We start from the raw sequence: 15,036 nt of genomic DNA, 5'->3' as shown, positions 1-15,036 counted from the left end.
AAGTTGTAATATTACGGGAAACCAAACCAATAATAGATGGCCAAGAAAAACCCGAATAAACACCGACAGAACGAAAATATTGTCGAAAACAAAGAGCTAAGTATCTGGGAAGCACTAATTCCCGTTATAGTTCTCGTGGTAATGTTGGCGTATAACGTTTATGTTTTTGGGGATGATGCGTTAAGCGGGTCCAATCAGTTTGTATTATTATTGGGTGGCGCTGTAGCTTCAATCGTAGGATTTAGCAATAAGGTTTCCTACAAAACAATGATTGCGGAAGTTGCCGAAAACGTAAAATCCACTACGGGAGCATTACTTATCCTTTTAATGGTAGGAGCGCTTGCGGGGACATGGTTGATAAGCGGTATTATCCCCGCCATGATTTATTACGGACTCCAAATCTTGAATCCTACTATATTTCTTGCGGCCTGTGTTATTATTTGCGCCATTATCTCTATTGCAACCGGAAGCAGCTGGACAACATCGGCCACTGTAGGTATTGCATTAATAGGCATTGGAGATGCATTAGGCATTTCATTGGGAATGACAGCAGGTGCTGTCCTTTCCGGTGCATATTTTGGAGATAAATTATCGCCTTTGAGTGATACCACCAACTTGGCACCAGCCATGGCAGGCGGCGAACTCTTTAGTCATATCAAATATATGACCATAACCACGATTCCTACGATATTGATTACTCTGACCGTTTTTATCGTTATCGGATTGAATCTTGAAACTTCTGGAACTGCGGATATAGATGGTATTTTAAAATCGATAGAAGCAAGTTTTAATATTAGCGGATGGCTATTTATAGTTCCGCTTATCGTTATCTTTTTAATAATCAAAAAAACACCTCCCTTAGCGGCACTGCTCATTGGAACACTTCTTGGTGGGGCTTTTGCATTATTTTTTCAGCCAGATATCGTGGCTGGGATCACCAATGCAAAGGAACTTACTTTTGAATCGGGTTATAAGGGCATACTGAAGGCAATTACTGTAAATACGACTATTCCCACGGACAATGAAGCATTAAGCGACTTGTTCACAGCTAAAGGCATGGCAGGTATGTTAGGTACCATTTGGCTTATTGTCTGCGCTATGGTGTTTGGGGGTATTATGGATGGTATCGGTGCGTTAGCCCGTATCAGCGCCTCTCTTTTAAGTATGGCAAAAACTACGTTTGGACTCTTTTCAAGTACAGTTGCAAGCTGTTTGGCCTTAAACGTGACGGCTTCCGACCAATACCTGGCTATTGTAGTGCCAGGAAAAATGTTTGCGAAAGCTTATGCTGACAGAGGTTTGGCTCCAGAAAATCTAAGTCGAACCCTAGAGGATTCTGGTACGGTCACCTCTGTTCTGATTCCTTGGAATACTTGTGGTGCATATCATAGTGGCGTTTTGGGTGTTAGCGTATCGGATTATTTTATTTTTGCTATTTTTAATTGGTTAAGTCCGATTATGACGTTGATTTTTGCAGGATTAGGAATTAAAATCAAGCAATTAACCAGCAAGGCTAGCGAAGCGTAAAAATAATACCATTTATTCGTGTTCACTATAAAGCACTTCAGGATGTATAGCGGTCATACTTTTAGGTTGCATCCTATTTCGTACATCATGATTTTTTATTTCAAAGGGGCTAGAACAAAGCAACTCCTAAAAGAATACTAAATTGATTATTTACTTCCAAAAACCCCTATATTTCAATCTATTATTTTTTAATTTCACAACATAATTCATAAAGACAACAAAATGGCTTCAATTACATTAAAAGGAAATGCTATACATACATTGGGTACACTACCTGCATCAGGAAGTAAAGCTCCAGAATTTCAATTGACTACAAACGATTTGGCTACCGTAAAACTTTCCGATTACAAAGGCTCTAGAGTAGTACTTAATATCTTCCCAAGTGTTGATACCGGTACTTGTGCACAATCTGTAAGGCAATTTAATACGGAAGCTGCGGGATTAGATAATACCATTGTGCTTTGTATATCCAAAGACTTACCCTTTGCACAAGCGCGTTTTTGTGGTGCAGAAGGAATTGAAAATATTATAATGCTTTCAGATTTCAAAGATGGTAATTTTGGAAAAGCGTATAACCTTAATTTTACGGATGGCCCATTGGCGCCTTTGCATTCCAGAGCCGTTGTGGTCATAGATGAAAAAGGAAGTATTTTGTATTCAGAGCAGGTATCTGAAATCGTTGACGAACCAAACTATAAAGCTGTATTGGAAGCCTTAATGGCCTAGAAAGTCCTATTTCATTATGCCCAAAGAGTCCTTTCTATTGAATAGAATAAAAAGTGTTGGCTTCGCAATTCGCGGGGCCATACTTTTGATACGTACGGAAGCGAGTATTAAAATTCAGGTTTGTCTAGGGTTGATTATGACTGCTGCCGGTTTTTATTTTGATATCAGCACAACAGAATGGATTATGCAACTTTTTGCCATAGCCCTTGTTTTGGGAACCGAAGGTATGAATACCGCTGTAGAAAAATTATGTGATTTTGTACAACCAGAATTTGATAAAAAAATAGGTTTTATAAAGGATATTTCCGCTGGGGCTGTGATGCTAGTTTCCATAGTAGCCAGTATTATTGGCTGCATCATATATTTTCCCAAGATTTTTTAAACCCACAATTCAGACGGCTTAGACCGTAAATTTGTAATTTAGCCCCAAGAATAAATCGTTTCATGGCAAAGAAGGCACCCAAAAGAAAGCCCACACCTACTAAAAACAAAAAACCCTTACTCTTGTCTAAACAGAACAAGATTATATTGGGCAGTCTCTTGGCGCTTTTTAGCATTGCCCTGTTCTTCTCGTTCATCTCCTTTTATTTTACATGGCAAGAGGACCAAAGCATGTTAACGGAATTCAAGAATCGTAACGAACAAGCAAATAACCTATTAAATAAATTTGGTGCTAGTGTAAGTCACTTTTTTGTTTATAAAGGCTTTGGGATTTCAGCTTTGATTTTTCCTATTTTGCTTTGTTTAAGTGGTATCTACATGTTTTTGGGTTTGGATAAGAAGGGGCTCCTTAAAAAATGGATATGGGGACTTATATTCATTATATGGATTTCGGTCACTCTTGGTTTTTTTGCTACAGAAAGTCCGCTTCTGGGAGGTTTGATAGGCTATGAAATAAATGATTTTCTACAGGACTATGCTGGAAAAATTGGCGTACTCCTACTCTTGGTTTTTGGTCTTGTTTTTATAACCGTTCGCTTGTTTAAACTTACACCAGAAGGTGTTGCATCATTTTTTAAATCAAAACAGGAAGCCTTATCGTCAGAGTTTAAGTCATCACGCAAAACAAAGTCCACAACGGAAGATACACTACCACTTGGTTTGGACGAGGAACCGGTAATTATTGACACCTATACCCATAAAGCAGAAATTCCACATTTAGAAAAAAAACCCATTGCTAACGATTTTGAAATTACGATTCCCACAGAATCAGAGGAAGAGGAGCCAACCTTAAATATGGAAGTGGAGCACGTTGTGGAGGAGCAGGAAGAATTAGATGTACTCGCAAATAAACTAGTAGACGATTTTGGAGAATTTGATCCCACCTTAGAATTAGGCAACTACAAATTTCCGACCATAGAACTCTTGGACCCACACGGGGTAACGGGCGGCATTACCATAAACCAAGAAGAGCTTGAAGAAAACAAAGACAAAATTGTTGATACCCTAAAAAATTATAAAATTGGTATTGCCCAAATCAAAGCTACCATAGGCCCAACGGTAACCTTATACGAAATTGTCCCAGAAGCAGGGGTTCGTATTTCCAAAATAAAAAACTTAGAAGACGACATTGCGCTATCCTTAGCAGCATTAGGGATACGGATTATTGCTCCAATACCGGGGAAAGGAACCATTGGTATAGAGGTGCCTAATAAAAATGCAAGTATCGTTTCTATGCGTTCGGTAATAGCCTCCAAAAAATTTCAAAACGCCGAGATGGAACTGCCTATTGCCTTTGGAAAGACAATTAGCAACGAAACCTTTGTGGTAGATTTAGCCAAAATGCCACACTTGCTTATGGCTGGTGCTACTGGACAAGGTAAGTCTGTTGGTTTAAATGCTGTATTAACATCGCTCTTGTATAAAAAACATCCTGCTGAAGTTAAGTTTATTTTGGTAGATCCAAAAAAGGTAGAACTTACATTATACAATAAGATAGAACGTCATTTCCTCGCCAAACTACCAGATTCGGCAGAGGCCATTATTACCGACAATACAAAAGTAATTCACACTCTTAATTCACTGTGTATTGAAATGGACAATCGCTATGAGTTACTAAAATTGGCCATGGTACGTAATTTAAAAGAATACAATACAAAATTTAAGGCTAGAAAACTGAATCCGAATGACGGACATAAGTTCCTACCTTATATCGTTTTGGTTATCGATGAGTTTGCAGATTTGATTATGACTGCTGGAAAAGAAGTGGAAACTCCAGTTGCCAGACTCGCACAACTCGCCAGGGCAATAGGCATTCACTTGATAATTGCAACGCAACGGCCATCAGTAAATGTAATTACAGGAATTATAAAAGCCAACTTCCCAGCAAGATTGGCATTTAGGGTAACTTCAAAAATAGATTCTAGAACCATTCTTGATGCCCAAGGTGCGGACCAACTTATAGGCCGTGGGGATATGCTATTTACCCAAGGTAACGAAGTTACACGCATACAATGCGCTTTCGTTGACACGCCAGAAGTAGCTAAAATTACCGAATATATAGGTAGCCAACGTGCGTATCCAGAAGCATACGAACTACCGGAATATGTAGGCGAGGATTCTGGCACGAGTGTTGATAATAATATTTCCGAACGGGATGCAAAGTTTCGTGAAGCAGCAGAAGTCATTGTGATTGCGCAACAGGGCTCTGCTTCTTTGATACAAAGAAAATTGAAGCTTGGTTACAACCGCGCAGGCCGTATTGTTGATCAGCTGGAAGCAGCTGGTATAGTTGGCCCCTTTGAAGGCAGCAAGGCAAGGCAAGTACTGGTTCCAGACCTTGTAGGGCTACAACTATTATTAGATAGCGAATAAGCATCTCAGGTGAGATAACATTTACCAAGGCAAAAATAATACAAAAGATAGCATAGTAGCTTCAAGTATTTATAGTTAGAAAAATAGATTTAGATTGATGAAAAAATTAGGAATAGTATTTGCGTTTTTATTAGTTGCTAGCATTTCCCATGCACAAAAATCCACAAAGGCAAAAGCTTTATTGGACCAAGTATATGCCAAAGTCAAAAGCTATGATAATATCTTTGTGGACTTTAAATTTGACCTAAATAACACAGAAGCGGGTATTAATCAAGAAACACGCGGCGATGTTACCTTAGCTGGAGAAAAGTATATTTTTAACTATCTGGGTTCACAGCAATTGTATGACGGCAGAAAAGTCTATACCATCGTACCTGAAAATGAAGAAGTGACCATAGAAGATTTATCTGAAGATGAAAATTCCATGTCACCTTCAAAAATGCTTACGTTTTATAGAACGGGACACAATTATGCGATGGACATATTGCAAAACGTACAAGGAAGAAAAATCCAGTATGTAAAACTAATCCCTATCGATTCAGATACTGAAATAAAGTCTAGGTTATTAGGTATAGATAGAGAAACAAAGCATATCTATAAGCTTATTGAAACAGGGAAAAACGGAACTAAAACTACTATTACTGTTAATTCTTTTAAAACGAATCAACCTTTATCAAAAACCTTATTTACTTTTGATGCATCAAAGTACGAGGATAAAGACTACTACATCATTAGAAATTAGAACAATTGAGAATTCTAGACCGGTATATACTATCAAGGTTCGTTTTTAATTTTGTCAGTTCGTTTGTAATATTGATGTTCATTTTCATATTTCAAACGATTTGGCTTTTTATAGACGATTTGGCTGGAAAAGGTCTTGATATTTTCATTATAGGTAAGTTCCTTTTTTATTTAATACCAGACCTTACAGAAAAGGTACTTCCCTTAACCGTGTTACTCTCCTCTATACTCACCTTTGGAACATTGGCAGAAAACTACGAGTTTGCTGCCATGAAAGCTTCTGGGATTTCCTTGCAGCGTGCCATGGTAAGCTTAATCATCTTTGTAACTATACTTGGCGGTGTTACTTTCTTTTTTGCTAATAATGTTATTCCGCTCTCTCAACGAAAAATATTCAACCTTAGACGAAATATCGCAAAGATAAAACCCGCAGTTGCTGTTGCTGAAGGTGTATTTAGCGATTTTGAAGGCGCGGATATGAATATTAAGGTTGATGAAAAATATGGTGATAACGATCGCTTTCTACGAAATGTGATTATCCATCAAAAAGGCAAGAACAACACTAATACCACGGTAATAAAGGCGAAAACAGGAGAATTAAAAAGTAATGAAAATTCCGACATACTGCAACTAATCCTTAAAGAAGGGCATTATTACAAAGACGTAATAAGCAAAAACAACAAAAACAAACTAAAATTTCCGTTTGCACAGGCAGATTTTGATACGTTAATCATGAATATTGATTTGTCCGAATTTAATAATGTGGATTTGGATGAAGAGCGCGATATCAGTACGGCCAAAATGAAAAATATCTTAAGGCTTACCTTGGATATAGATTCCATAAAAAAAGATAATTTTAGGATTGTACGGGCCTTCTCCAAAAATATAAATGCTAGAACTGGTCTTTTTGTGCCTTTAGAAACAAAGGACACTACCACCGTTAAAAATGAAGCCAGACTAAAGAAGGACTCTATACTAGCTGGTAAAATAAAAGCGATTATGGAAGACCCCGTAAAGCAAGATTCCATAAAGGCAGATATCCTTCATATATTTCCGGAATGGCAAAGAATTCAGGTGATGAATAATGCAAAAAATGATATCACAGGTATTTTAGGTTCCATAAGAGGTAAAAAGGAGGAGATGGAAAATAGATATAAAAATTATAACCTTCATATCTTATCGCTTCATAGCAAATATGCATTGGCCTTTTCCTGTATCATTCTCTTTTTTGTAGGCGCTCCATTAGGTGCGATTATTCGAAAGGGAGGACTAGGACTGCCTATGGTCATTGCTATTGCATTGTTTTTAGTATACTATTTTATTGGAGTATTCGCAGGAAATTATGCGAAGGAAGGAAATATAAATCCTATTTTAGGGGCTTGGTTAGCTACATTGATTATGTTACCCTTAGGTATTTGGTTTACAAAACGAGCTACAGAAGATAAGGGAATGATGAACTTTGGTGTCATCACAGATTTTTTCCAAATAATATTCAAAAAATTTAAGAAAAAGAAAGTTGATGACAACAAAAATGCAACATAACATACAATTAGATACCATAAGAGATGCCATTGCCGATATTCAAAAAGGGAAGGTCATCATTGTTGTTGACGATGAAAACCGAGAGAACGAAGGAGATTTTTTAGCCGCTGCTGAACTCGCAACACCGGAGACCGTAAACTTTATGGCTACACACGGAAAAGGGCTTATTTGTGCTCCGCTGACAGAAGGTAGATGCAAAGAACTTGGACTCCATATGATGGTAAGTAACAACACAGACCCTATGGAAACTGCATTTACAGTATCTGTAGATTTAAGAGGTAAAGGGGTTACTACAGGAATTTCAGCTTCAGACAGAGCTAAGACCGTTTTAGCTCTTACAGAAATTGACACCAAACCGCACGATTTAGCAAGACCAGGACACATTTTTCCTTTGGTAGCAAAAGAAGGTGGTGTTCTAAGGCGCACAGGGCATACCGAGGCAGCAATAGATTTTGCACGTTTAGCAGGATTACAGCCAGCTGGTATTATTGTGGAAATCATGAATGAAGATGGATCCATGGCCCGTTTACCACAACTTATTGAGGTAGCTAAAAAGTTCGATTTAAAGATTGTTTCCATTGAGGATTTGATAGCCTATAGAATGGAGCACGATAGCCTGATAGACAAAGAAACCGATTTCGAAATTACGACTCGTTTTGGTAAATTTAGGTTGCGAGCTTACAAGCAAACGACAAACAATCGCGTGCATATTGCTCTGACAAAAGGGATATGGAGCAAGGAAGATGAAGTGCTTACGCGCATTAATTCTACCTTGGTAAACAATGATATTCTAGGTACGCTAACCAACAGTCCCGATGAGAAATTGGAGAATATGTTCAAAGCGATAAATCAAGAAGGAAAAGGAGCGATTGTTTTTATCAACCAAGATTCAAAATCGCTAAACCTACTATCACGGCTAGAAGAACTTAAAGAACTACAAAAACAAGACATACACAAAGCACCCAAAATAGAGATGGATTCACGTGATTTTGGTATTGGGGCACAAATACTACATGACCTTGGTATTACCAAAATGAGGTTACTGACCAATAGTCAGCAGTCCAAAAGAGTAGGTATTGTAGGTTACGGATTGGAAATTGTGGATTACGTTTCGTATTAAATTACTCGGCTAACACTCCGGTAATAACATGCGACATTGCTTTAGCCCTACTCGCTACCCCTTCCTTTGTCCAGCTTAGTTTCACCAAAGAGGATATCGTCCTCCCCATCCATACATCTGACTTTGAAAAATCTGCTTTGCTGTAATCCGGAAGCCCCTCAATAATTTCTTGTGGAAACTTAGCTAATGTCTTCAAGTTGATTAAATGTTCCCATTTTCGGTAATAGTGCCAGTTGTTATCGTACCAATAAAAACAAACGTCCAAACCAGCTTCTCCGAGGGCCTTATGTGCTTTTCGGGCTAGTTCCTCCGTTGGTAAAAAGAAGTTCAGAAAGGAATAATTCTCAACACCACCTTCTGGTACACGTCTAAAGGTTACGCCCTCGATATCGGTCAATGCTTCGCGCAATACGGTATAATGTTTCTTTTGAATGGTTATAAATTCGTCCAATCGCTGTACTTGAGCACAACCGACTGCTGCATTGAGTTCAGAAATTCTATAATTATACCCCAAAAACGGATGGCTTTCCGCTCCCCTGTCATTTCCAAAGTGGTCATGTCCATGGTCAGAATAGTGATCGGCATTTTTGAAATACGCTTCGTTGTTGGTTATCATGGCACCACCCTCCCCACAAGTAATTGTTTTTACAAAATCAAAAGAAAAACAGCCTAAGTCTCCATAACTACCCAAGGGCTTTCCTTCGTATGTTCCACCAATTGCCTGGCAAGCATCCTCTAGCAACAATAAATTATGCTTTGTGCAAATTGCTTTCAAAGCTGATAAATCTGCCATAGATCCGCACATATGTACAGGCATCACTACTTTAGTCTTAGTAGTGATAGCGCTCTCTACTGCAACAGGATTCAAGGTCAACGTATCATCAATATCTACCAAAACAGGAATAGCGCCAATAGCCAAGATAGATTCAAAACTCGCTACAAAGGTGAACGTAGGCATGATTACCTCGTCCCCTGCTCCAATTCCTGCAGCTTGCAAAGCTACTGTGAGGGCAGCTGTACCACTGCTTAGTAATTGTGCATAGTTGGTCTGCATACGTTCTGCTACTGCTTTTTCCAACTCTTTTGCTTTCCAATGGCCCTTTCGCATTCCGTCAAATCCGTAACGCATCAACACACCGGAATCCAATACATCTTGCACTTGTGCTTTTTCTGCTTCCCCAAATAATTCAAATCCTGGCATTTATGTGTATGTTTTAAGCTGTCGTAACTATCTATAATAGCCACTTTCAAAGTTACAACACAAATTTAAATTCAAAAACAAGTTCAGGCTCAAGTTTAGGTTTAAAAATAAGTTTAAGCTATCTCATTTTTTGACTTAAATACTAAAGGTATAAACGTCAATACTCATCCCTTAAGAGTTTACTTGTTTACCGCTTAAACCGCATACGATTAATTAAAAAACCAAAGCTTTACAGCCATAATTACCACCATGACTACTAAAAAAATTTTAATGAATCCGTCTCCTTTTTTTACCGAAAACCGGCTAGCAAACCAAGCGCCACTTCCGTTACCTATGGCCAAAATGAGACCTATTTTCCAATTGACTTTATCGTTGAGGGCAAAAACAGCTAGGGCAGAAATCATGAATAAAAAAACCACCGCTACTTTGGTAGCATTGGAGCGAACCAAAGACATTCGGTTCACATAATGCAAGAACAGCATCATTAAGAATCCGAGTCCCGCATTAATGAATCCACCATAAATTCCAAAAAAGAAAAAAGCGATAATACCCAACCAAAGGTATTTTCCGGTAAGGCGCTCCTCAAGATGAACGATGCTCATTTTAGGGCTGAAAATTATAATAAACACCACGGCAATCATGACCATAGCCAAAATTCGGTTGAAGACCTCGCCGGTAATATCTACTGCGATATAGGCACCGATTATAGAACCAAAAAAGGCTGCAATTCCTAAATACACATTAAACGGAAAAGTAGCAACTCCTTTGCTTTTAAACCCTACTGTAGCCATTGCCGTTTGCACTACAACAGCAACACGATTGGTTCCGTTTGCTATATTTGATGGCAGTCCTATAAAAATCAAGAAAGGAAGCGCTAGCAAAGAACCGCCACCAGCCACTGTATTTATAAATCCTACCACAAAGCCAACCAAAACAAGTAAAGGGTAATGATACCATTCTTCCATACTGCAAAAATAACCGTTTGGAATGGGATTTATCCCGTTGAGTAGCCGGTCTTATTTCATAGCGAAACAAAACTATAACATCAATCATAAAAAAATAATATTAACTAGCTATATTTTAGATAATTAAAATAATAATTTGAAATAATAACTTCATGGTGGTATACCAATAAAAAATGCTTTAAAAAAAGCCTCACGAGTACCATGGGGCTTTTTATTTCGGAGGGAGGAGGGATTCGAACCCTCGAAAGCTTACACTTCACAAATCCGGAGATTTGCTACATTAGTCCACTCTGCCATTCCTCCATCATTTCAAAACTAGTAGTATATAGAGCCTAGGTTTTGTTTAGTATTTTACTACTAAACAATATTTTGAAGTAGAGACTCATTTCTACTTAGCGAGCACCTCAACCAAAATATTTACCCTGTAGAAACCACCCACTTAAAATGCTTAAATCTTTTTGCTTGCTAACTTTGTAAACTGTTTGTAGATGAATTTCTTTTCTTCTAAGCTAAACTCTTTAACCTCGAACCACTCGTAGGCAGCAATTTTTTCATTTTCGATTTGGGCTTTTCGAATCGCCTCCAAAGATACCAAATGCCAGTGCAAGCCTCTTTGCCTAGAAACGGAATAGCCCACATCTTCTGTGATATAGGAAATTCGTGGTTCATTAAAGAGTTTTACGCCGTTTTTGAGTACGGCCAAAGTTTTAGTAAGTGTTACGACTTCAGAAAAGGAATAGCGTATAAAATCGGCAAATCCGTTTTGTTTTGCGTTATACACCTTGTCCCCTATTTCTAGTTTTTTCATGCGCTTGTAAAGTCGGCAAAAATAGGGGCTTCAACCACTAGCACACAAGAAGCCCATGCATTTGTTATCAACAAAAAAGCAACAACATACCAGAACCCTGATAAAACGTAATGAGTAACAAGGAAAGTATTGATTTACAACCCTAGATTTCTTTTACCCGAACATACTCAAAAACTAAAAAACCATCCTTACTTTTAAACAAGTGCTCGGTATTTTTCTTAGGAGACCTGCTAATTTGTTTATATTCGATACGCGATTAACATACCATGCTATCCCTATGACAATTTTCCAACCTATTACAATATATAGTGTTTTGTGCGTTCTGCTGCTCAGCGCATGCAAGCAGTCATCCAGAGTAGAGAAAACAGCTCCTACCCAACCGAATATCATTATTATATATGCCGATGATTTAGGCTACGGAGAACTTGGCGCATACGGTGCTACAACATTGAAAACACCAAACCTTGATAAACTGGCCCATGATGGGATGCGCTTCACTAATGGGTATGCTGCCTCCGCTACCTGTACCCCTAGTCGTTATGCCTTGCTAACAGGCACCTATCCATGGCGAAATAAAAGCGCTAAAATTTTACCCGGTACCGCATCGTTAATTATTGATACAGCGCAATTAACCATCCCCAAATTACTAAAAGCAAAAGGATATAAAACGGGTATCGTAGGTAAGTGGCATTTAGGCTTAGGAAGAGGAAACGTAGATTGGAACCAACATATAAGCCCAGGTCCCAACGAAGTGGGTTTTGACCATAGTTACATTATGGCAGCCACACAAGATCGAGTACCCACGGTATATATAGAGAATGGAAAAGTCGATAATTTAGACCCCAACGACCCCATAGAAATTAGCTATCAACAAAATTTTGAAGGGCAATCTACTGGGAAAGAAAATCCTGAACTCTTAAAAATGAAACCTTCCCACGGGCATGATAACAGTATCATAAACGGTATTTCCCGTATCGGATACATGAAGGGTGGGGAAACCGCCAAATGGATAGATGAGGATATGGCAGACCATTTTTTACAAAAAGCACAGCAGTATGTGAAAAGTAATAAAAACGAGCCTTTTTTCTTGTATTATGCCTTACAACAGCCGCATGTTCCGCGCACACCGCACCCAAGATTTGTTGGATCTTCTGGCATGGGTCCCCGTGGTGACGTTATCGTAGAAGCAGATTGGTGTGTGGGCGAGTTTATAAAAACTTTAAGACAAGAAGGCCTATTAGAAAATACTTTAATCGTATTTAGTAGTGATAATGGACCAGTTGTAAACGATGGCTATCATGACGATTCCGTAGAAAAACTGGGAGACCATATCCCCGCCGGACCTCTGAGAGGCGGAAAATACAGTTTATTCGAAGCAGGTACACGAGTGCCCTTTATCACCTATTGGAAAGGGACCATACTGCCAGGAGTTTCCGACGCATTGGTATCGCAGCTGGACCTCCTTAGTTCTATAGCCAACTTCGCGGGTAGCAATCAAAAAGGACAGGATAGCGAAGACCTTTTGGCTACCTTTTTAGGTAAAAGCAAGACCGGAAGGAAAGAACTTATTCTAGAGGCCACTTCCAGAACCGCATTTAGAAAAGGGAATTGGGTAATGATACCACCTTACAAAGGTAAAAGGGTAAATACATCTGTAAATATTGAACTTGGAAATGACATCATTTACCAACTCTATAACCTTAATGATGACCTTGGTCAACAAAACAATGTGGCACAAGCCTATCCCGAGAAATTGGCAAAAATGATTACCGCTTACAAGGAAATTCTTGACAAGAAACCCAAAAGATAGGCGAACTGGAATTAAAGTAAAGCTAAGTTTAAGAACTAACTATCCTTCCCATGATGTATCTGGGTGGGAACGCTCCAAGTAGTCCATAGACCAAAGGAGTCACGTAATCTTTTAATAGGCATTACATAAGCATGAATTAGAGCTTATAACATTATCTTTAATAGCACCTAATTTTAGTACTATTCCAATTTAGAATAATGATTATACATATATGATATTGAGTGAATTACCTAATAAATTTAATAGTTCACTTAAAGCTTTTTTGCATTAGCATAATCTTCTATTCTAAATATCTCAAAATTCTTGATTGTAGGTTCTCCAATTGCTTCTTTTATACAAAGGCAAACCCTGGAGACTTCAATATCCTCGAAAGCTTGGATGAACTTATGCCCAATGCAGGACCCTTGAAACAGTGTTTGCCAGCCTTTATCAGTTTTTACCTCTAGTCTAAATTTTCTGGTTCGCTCCCCTTTAGCAATATCTTCCATAATCACTACTTGGTTTATGACTTGGTTCTTTTTGAGTTTAAGGTCAATTTTGTTACCGGTACCAGAGATACTAGCTACTGGATTGGAAAACGTAAGGTGATTGCATCCCCAAATTCTTTTAACCGGGCTACATCGGCTTTTGGTAGCAATCCTCTAGAATTTTGTGTAACCCCTAAAATAAGTGAAGTATTGTGGCCTACGGAATTGTAGTACATGGAAACTAATGTGTTTAGCGGATAAAGCACCTCCTCTCGATTAGGCGACCAAAACCAATCATGGCCTTGGTTACCCCGCAATGGTGCATTGCTCATTGCAGGCATATAATAGATGCGATTTGGATCTCCGGTCTTCAATAATTGATAGTTATTGGCGCTTATTACTTTTTTTGCCGACTCCCCTGCTCCAGTAGCCATATATGGAAAAGTACCCCAAGATGGATATGATACTGTTCCTGTTTCACTTCCGCCCCATCTCATATCAGCTCTTTGTAGATAATGATAAAAAAGGCTATTGGGTTGGTGCTGCTCAAAGATAGAAAGGACATCTGGTCCTCCTTCCTCAGGTCCGTGTGCACCGCCATCAAACCAGACCATGAACCATACCCCATACTTAGTAAAAATTTCGGCCACTACGTTTTCTATCATCCTATTGTAATGCTTTTGCCTGTTCCAAGCAAACTCGTTTTCACCATTTACTTTGAAGTCGTATACACCATAAAAAGAATTCCATCGCGTTCCGATATAAACGCCGGGAAGTATGCCGTATTTTTAACATGATGCCTTAAAATCTCGAAGAATATCTCTTTTTCCATCTTGCCAATCCAAGGCTTTCATTGAATAAGGCGTAACCGAACTTTGATAAAAAAAGAACCCGGTCTCGCGACTCACCGTTAGAATGGCTACTTTAAATCTCCCATCCTTTAGTGACCTAATCTATTGGTCCATGTCGTACCCCTGAGGATTAAAAATATTATAATCTTCAATTGCAGTGATTCGATTTTCGAGTTGAAGGTATGGCTTACCGTCAAATACGTGTAAATCTATACTTATTAAGGCAGCCAATTCTGCATTTTGCCATTGCAATTGCAATTGCGCTAGCGTCGGTATAGGCACTTGCGCTTGTGCCGATGTCTCAAGAAATATTAATAGAACTAGGCTTAAAATTAATACTGGTTTATATCCCATCAGCCTACACTGCAGCGTTTTTTTTTTGCACAAGTAGCCATAATTTTAAGTTCTACCATAAATTTTATCTATCCGTAATTCAGTTAATCTCCAATTCCCTGGTGTTTTTA

At 38.6% G+C, this 15,036-nt stretch carries 14 protein-coding genes and 1 tRNA gene; 8 read left to right on the top strand and 7 right to left on the bottom strand.

From position 1 onward, the window contains the following. Nucleotides 1–36 precede the first annotated feature (36 nt). The 7 genes from nhaC to ribB all read left to right on the top strand — a co-directional run bounded on the left by nhaC (nucleotide 37) and on the right by ribB (nucleotide 8,470). Complete coding sequence (gene nhaC / locus Q360_RS0102105) at nucleotides 37–1,527, top strand: Na+/H+ antiporter NhaC (RefSeq protein ID WP_027075613.1); 1,491 nt, start codon at nucleotides 37–39, stop codon at nucleotides 1,525–1,527. Between the two features lie 222 nt (nucleotides 1,528–1,749). Next, on the top strand, nucleotides 1,750–2,253 hold the full coding sequence (gene tpx, locus Q360_RS0102100) for a thiol peroxidase (protein WP_027075612.1): 504 nt from the start codon (nucleotides 1,750–1,752) through the stop codon (nucleotides 2,251–2,253). A 16-nt stretch (nucleotides 2,254–2,269) separates the two neighbouring features. Beyond that, nucleotides 2,270–2,635, top strand: coding sequence for a diacylglycerol kinase (locus Q360_RS0102095; protein ID WP_027075611.1), 366 nt, complete (start codon nucleotides 2,270–2,272; stop codon nucleotides 2,633–2,635). Nucleotides 2,636–2,697: 62 nt separating this feature from the next. Further along, nucleotides 2,698–5,067 carry an FtsK/SpoIIIE family DNA translocase gene (locus Q360_RS0102090; RefSeq protein WP_027075610.1) on the top strand — a complete coding sequence of 790 codons (2,370 nt, stop codon included), beginning with the start codon at nucleotides 2,698–2,700 and terminating at the stop codon, nucleotides 5,065–5,067. 97 nt (nucleotides 5,068–5,164) lie between these two features. Then, a complete protein-coding gene (locus Q360_RS0102085) occupies nucleotides 5,165–5,809 on the top strand; it encodes a LolA family protein (protein ID WP_027075609.1) in 645 nt (214 codons plus the stop codon). Between the two features lie 74 nt (nucleotides 5,810–5,883). Beyond that, a complete protein-coding gene (locus tag Q360_RS0102080; protein WP_027075608.1) occupies nucleotides 5,884–7,350 on the top strand; it encodes an LptF/LptG family permease in 1,467 nt (488 codons plus the stop codon). After that, a complete protein-coding gene (ribB, locus tag Q360_RS0102075) occupies nucleotides 7,328–8,470 on the top strand; it encodes a 3,4-dihydroxy-2-butanone-4-phosphate synthase (RefSeq protein WP_036194751.1) in 1,143 nt (380 codons plus the stop codon). Before Q360_RS0102080 ends, ribB begins: the two co-directional genes overlap by 23 nt. A gap of 1 nt (nucleotide 8,471) precedes the next feature. Here the strand turns inward: ribB and Q360_RS0102070 are convergent, their stop codons facing one another. The 4 genes from Q360_RS0102070 to Q360_RS0102060 form a co-directional block, all read right to left on the bottom strand. After that, a complete protein-coding gene (locus Q360_RS0102070; RefSeq protein ID WP_027075606.1) occupies nucleotides 8,472–9,671 on the bottom strand; it encodes a DegT/DnrJ/EryC1/StrS family aminotransferase in 1,200 nt (399 codons plus the stop codon). A gap of 209 nt (nucleotides 9,672–9,880) precedes the next feature. Further along, complete coding sequence (locus tag Q360_RS0102065) at nucleotides 9,881–10,636, bottom strand: sulfite exporter TauE/SafE family protein (RefSeq protein WP_027075605.1); 756 nt, start codon at nucleotides 10,634–10,636, stop codon at nucleotides 9,881–9,883. Nucleotides 10,637–10,853: 217 nt separating this feature from the next. Then, nucleotides 10,854–10,939 (bottom strand) — tRNA-OTHER (locus Q360_RS25595). A gap of 145 nt (nucleotides 10,940–11,084) precedes the next feature. Further along, entirely contained in the window at nucleotides 11,085–11,444 is a 360-nt protein-coding gene (locus Q360_RS0102060) for a hypothetical protein (protein ID WP_027075604.1), read from the bottom strand. A 277-nt stretch (nucleotides 11,445–11,721) separates the two neighbouring features. Here Q360_RS0102060 and Q360_RS0102055 point away from each other — a divergent pair, with 277 nt between their 5' ends. Further along, complete coding sequence (locus Q360_RS0102055; protein ID WP_027075603.1) at nucleotides 11,722–13,254, top strand: sulfatase family protein; 1,533 nt, start codon at nucleotides 11,722–11,724, stop codon at nucleotides 13,252–13,254. Nucleotides 13,255–13,505: 251 nt separating this feature from the next. Here Q360_RS0102055 and Q360_RS26260 read toward each other — a convergent pair whose 3' ends face one another. From Q360_RS26260 to Q360_RS26250, 3 genes are all read right to left on the bottom strand, one after another. Next, on the bottom strand, nucleotides 13,506–13,742 hold the full coding sequence (locus Q360_RS26260; protein WP_211251561.1) for a hypothetical protein: 237 nt from the start codon (nucleotides 13,740–13,742) through the stop codon (nucleotides 13,506–13,508). 74 nt (nucleotides 13,743–13,816) lie between these two features. Beyond that, nucleotides 13,817–14,482 carry an alpha-L-fucosidase gene (locus tag Q360_RS26255; protein WP_262493195.1) on the bottom strand — a complete coding sequence of 222 codons (666 nt, stop codon included), beginning with the start codon at nucleotides 14,480–14,482 and terminating at the stop codon, nucleotides 13,817–13,819. Between the two features lie 192 nt (nucleotides 14,483–14,674). Next, nucleotides 14,675–14,926 carry a hypothetical protein gene (locus tag Q360_RS26250; protein ID WP_211251559.1) on the bottom strand — a complete coding sequence of 84 codons (252 nt, stop codon included), beginning with the start codon at nucleotides 14,924–14,926 and terminating at the stop codon, nucleotides 14,675–14,677. Nucleotides 14,927–15,036 lie beyond the last annotated feature (110 nt).

This window comes from Maribacter antarcticus DSM 21422, from assembly GCF_000621125.1.
In the GTDB taxonomy this organism is placed as follows: domain Bacteria; phylum Bacteroidota; class Bacteroidia; order Flavobacteriales; family Flavobacteriaceae; genus Maribacter; species Maribacter antarcticus.
This window is presented reverse-complemented; position numbering and strand designations above follow the sequence as displayed.